Source organism: Brachyspira catarrhinii (assembly GCF_005518285.1).
Classification (GTDB): Bacteria; Spirochaetota; Brachyspiria; order Brachyspirales; family Brachyspiraceae; genus Brachyspira; species Brachyspira catarrhinii.
In genome coordinates, this window is sequence record NZ_SJDU01000245.1 from 1 (window position 1) to 3,575 (window position 3,575).

General features: G+C 35.1%; 3 protein-coding genes and 1 pseudogene. 2 read left to right on the top strand and 2 right to left on the bottom strand.

Annotated elements, in window-relative coordinates; all coding sequences use genetic code 11:
- Positions 1-295: pseudogene (locus EZH24_RS08795) on the top strand (hypothetical protein); the annotation flags it as partial.
- Positions 296-361: 66 nt separating this feature from the next.
- The gene (locus EZH24_RS08800) at positions 362-1,039 is read left to right on the top strand and encodes an 8-oxoguanine DNA glycosylase (RefSeq protein ID WP_137998791.1); all 678 of its coding nucleotides are present in this window, start codon (positions 362-364) and stop codon (positions 1,037-1,039) included.
- Between the two features lie 9 nt (positions 1,040-1,048).
- Here the strand turns inward: EZH24_RS08800 and EZH24_RS08805 are convergent, their stop codons facing one another.
- Both EZH24_RS08805 and ilvD read right to left on the bottom strand, forming a co-directional pair.
- Positions 1,049-1,978: a bile acid:sodium symporter family protein gene (locus EZH24_RS08805; RefSeq protein ID WP_137998792.1), complete on the bottom strand. Its 930-nt coding sequence runs from the start codon at positions 1,976-1,978 to the stop codon at positions 1,049-1,051.
- Between the two features lie 47 nt (positions 1,979-2,025).
- Positions 2,026-3,575: dihydroxy-acid dehydratase (ilvD, locus tag EZH24_RS08810; RefSeq protein WP_137998793.1), on the bottom strand; the 1,550-nt coding region annotated here is incomplete at its 5' end.

Here is a 3,575-nt window from a genome sequence, read left to right on the forward strand (position 1 = left end):
TTTATTTCCAACCGTTTACGATGAGGACGGAAACGCAATTTACGATATAGCCTATATAGATAAAAATGTAGCATCGACAAACGGCTATATAACATATTCAACTAATTCTTATTTAACTAATCAAAATATTAGAAATATTTTAGGAGAAAATCCTTATAATGTTGTGGCTTGGCGAACGAGAGGAAGACTTGCTGGCGATTTGGTTATAGGAAACGAAGACGCAAGCATAATAATGAGCGGAACTAGATTGAAGAACGCTTTGAAAAATTGTAAAGTGGTTTTTATAATAGACTAAAATTTATTTCTTTGCTAAACTAAAAATAATTAATTGAATTGTAATATCATAATTAAGGAACATCTTATGAACAGAGAATACGCGAATCATTTAATGGGAATTTATAAAGATAAAATATTGCATGAAAGAATGAAAAGGAGGCTTGAATATTTTAAGCGAGTCTACGAAAGAGATAACGACAAAAGACTATTTGCCGAGCTTGCTTTTTGTATATGCACTCCGCAAACTAAAGCGAGAAGCGGAGCGGCTGCCATAATAGACCTTTATAATCATAATTTGCTTTTTAACGGAAGCGCCGAAAAAGTCGCGAATATTCTTATTAAACATGTGAGATTTCATAACATTAAAGCTCAAAATATAATTCTTGCAAGAAAGCTTTATTTTCCGAAAGAAAAATTTATTTTAAAAGAAAGAATAAATAGTGCGATTCAAAACGGAACTATGGTTGAACTTCGCAATCAGCTTGCAAAAGAAGTCAAAGGCTACGGACTCAAAGAAGCGAGTCATTTTTTAAGAAATATCGGATTCGGACAGAGCATAGGAATATTGGACAGACATATTATGCGAGTTATGGATAAACTTGGAATACTCCCCGAAGGAATGACGCCAAAAACGAGTTTGACAAAAAATAATTATATAAGAGTCGAAGAGAATTTGGTAGAATATTCCAAAAAAGAAAATATGCCGATGGAATATTTGGATTTCGTCTTTTGGTTTGACGCGACTAACGATATATTTAAATAATTTTTTATTTTATTTTGAAGCCATTATATTTGCAACTATCGAACCAGATATATTATGCCATACGCTAAATATTGCGCCTGGAATTGTCGCTAAAGGCATAGAGGCAAAATGAGTAGAAGCTAAAGAAGTTGCAAGTCCAGAGTTTTGCATACCTACTTCTATTGAAATAGCTTTACATTTTGAATTATCTAAACGAAGTAATTTTCCAATAATAAAACCTAATAAATACCCCAAACAATTATGAAGCATAACGACTATAATAATTAAATATCCCACTTGCATTAACCTCGAAGAATTTGCGGAAACTACGGCGGCTACTATAGAAACTATTGCAAGAACGGATATAAGAGGCAATATTTCTTTTATATGGTTTGTAAATTTATGGAAAAATCTATTTATTATAAAACCTAATCCTATGGGTATTATAACCACTTGAACTATAGATATAAACATATTAACTGCATTAACATTAACTCTTTGCCCAGCGTATAATAAAGTTAAAAGAGGAGTGGCAAACGGAGCTAAAATAGTCGACACGGAAGTCATACCAACCGATAAAGCAACATCTCCTTTGGCAAGATAAGTCATAACATTTGAGGAAGTTCCGCCAGGACAAGTTCCTACTAATATAACTCCTACGGCTAATTCATTAGGCAATTTAAAAATTATAGAAAGCAAAAAAGCTAAAAGGGGCATTATGGTAAATTGCGCTATCGCTCCTATAATTATATCTTTCGGTCTTGTAAATACAACTTTAAAATCTTCAAATTTTAGAGTAAGCCCCATACCGAACATTACTATCATTAAAAGATAATTAACATAGCTTGTTTTTATAAAACTTACCGACTTTGGAAAAAATAAAGATAACGCCGCAACTATTAATACTATTATAGCCATATTTTTACCAAAGAAATTGCTTATATTTTTTAATACTTTCATTTTTCAATCCTTAATTCGTTAAATTATTATTTTGTATAAAATAAATACTACTTCAATATCGCTCCCGTGTTTGCCGATTGAACGAGTTTTCTATATCTTCCAAGCCAACCTTTAATATCTTCCAAAAGTTTAATAGGAATTTCTTTTTTTCTCTTTTCCATTTCTTCATTTGAAATTTCAAGATTTATAGAATGATTTGGAATATCTATGCTTATAATGTCGCCTTCTTTTATAAAAGCTATTTCGCCTCCGCTCGCCGCTTCGGGAGAAACATGCCCTATAGAAGCTCCTCTTGAAGCTCCAGAAAATCTTCCGTCCGTTATCAATGCGACATCTTTATCTAATTTCATTCCCGCCAAAGCCGAAGTTGGATTCAACATTTCCCGCATACCAGGACCGCCTTTAGGACCTTCGTATCTTATAACGACAACATCGCCTTTATTTATTTTTCCCGCATATATCGAAGTTATAGCTTCCTCTTCCGACTCGAATACTCTTGCGGGACCTTTATGGACGAGCATCTCGTCTGCAACCGCCGAACGCTTTACTACGCATCCGTCTTTCGCTATATTTCCCCAGAGAATCGCTATTCCTCCCGTTTTGCTATAAGGATTTTCTATATTTCTTAAAACCTTATTGTTTTTATTAATCGCGTTTTTTATATTTTCCGAAATAGTTTTTCCCGTAACGGTTATAAGAGAAGTGTTCAAAAATCCGCCCTTTTCAAGTTCTTTCATTACCGCTGGAATTCCTCCCGCTTTATATAAATCTTCTATATAGTTTGGACCGGCTGGCGCTAAATGGCATAAATTTGGAGTTCTGTCGCTCACTTCGTTTATAGTTTTCAAATCTATAGGAATTCCCGCTTCGTTAGCTATTGCAAGCAAATGCAAAACGCTGTTTGTAGAACATCCTAAAGCCATATCTACCGCTAACGCGTTTTTGAAAGATTCTGAAGTTATTATATCCAAAGGTTTTATATTTTTTCTTAATAATTCCATAACTTGAATTCCCGCTTTTTTCGCCAAAGAAGTTCTTGCCGAATAAACCGCTGGAATAGTTCCGTTTCCAGGCAAAGCGATTCCCAAAGCTTCGGAAAGACAATTCATACTGTTAGCCGTATACATTCCCGCGCATGAACCGCAGCTCGGACAAGTATTTTGAGCAAAATCTTCAAGTTCTTCATCGTTTATTAAATTCGCTTTTTTAGCTCCAACGGCTTCGAATATGCTCGACAAACTTATCTTTTCTTCGTTATGGTCGCCTGGAAGCATAGCTCCTCCGCTTATCACAATTCCAGGAATATTCATTCTTAAAAGTCCCATTATCATCCCGGGAACAATTTTATCGCAATTTGGAATTAAAACGACTCCGTCAAGTCCATGAGCCACAACCATACTTTCAACCGAATCGGCAATAAGCTCTCTCGAAGGCAAAGAATATTTCATTCCCAAATGCCCCATTGCAATTCCATCGCAAACTCCAATCGCGGGTATAAGAATCGGCGTTCCTCCGCCTATCAATACTCCCGTTTTAACCGCTTGCGAAAGTTTATCCAAATGAATATGTCCAGGGACGATTTCGCTATATGCCGAAA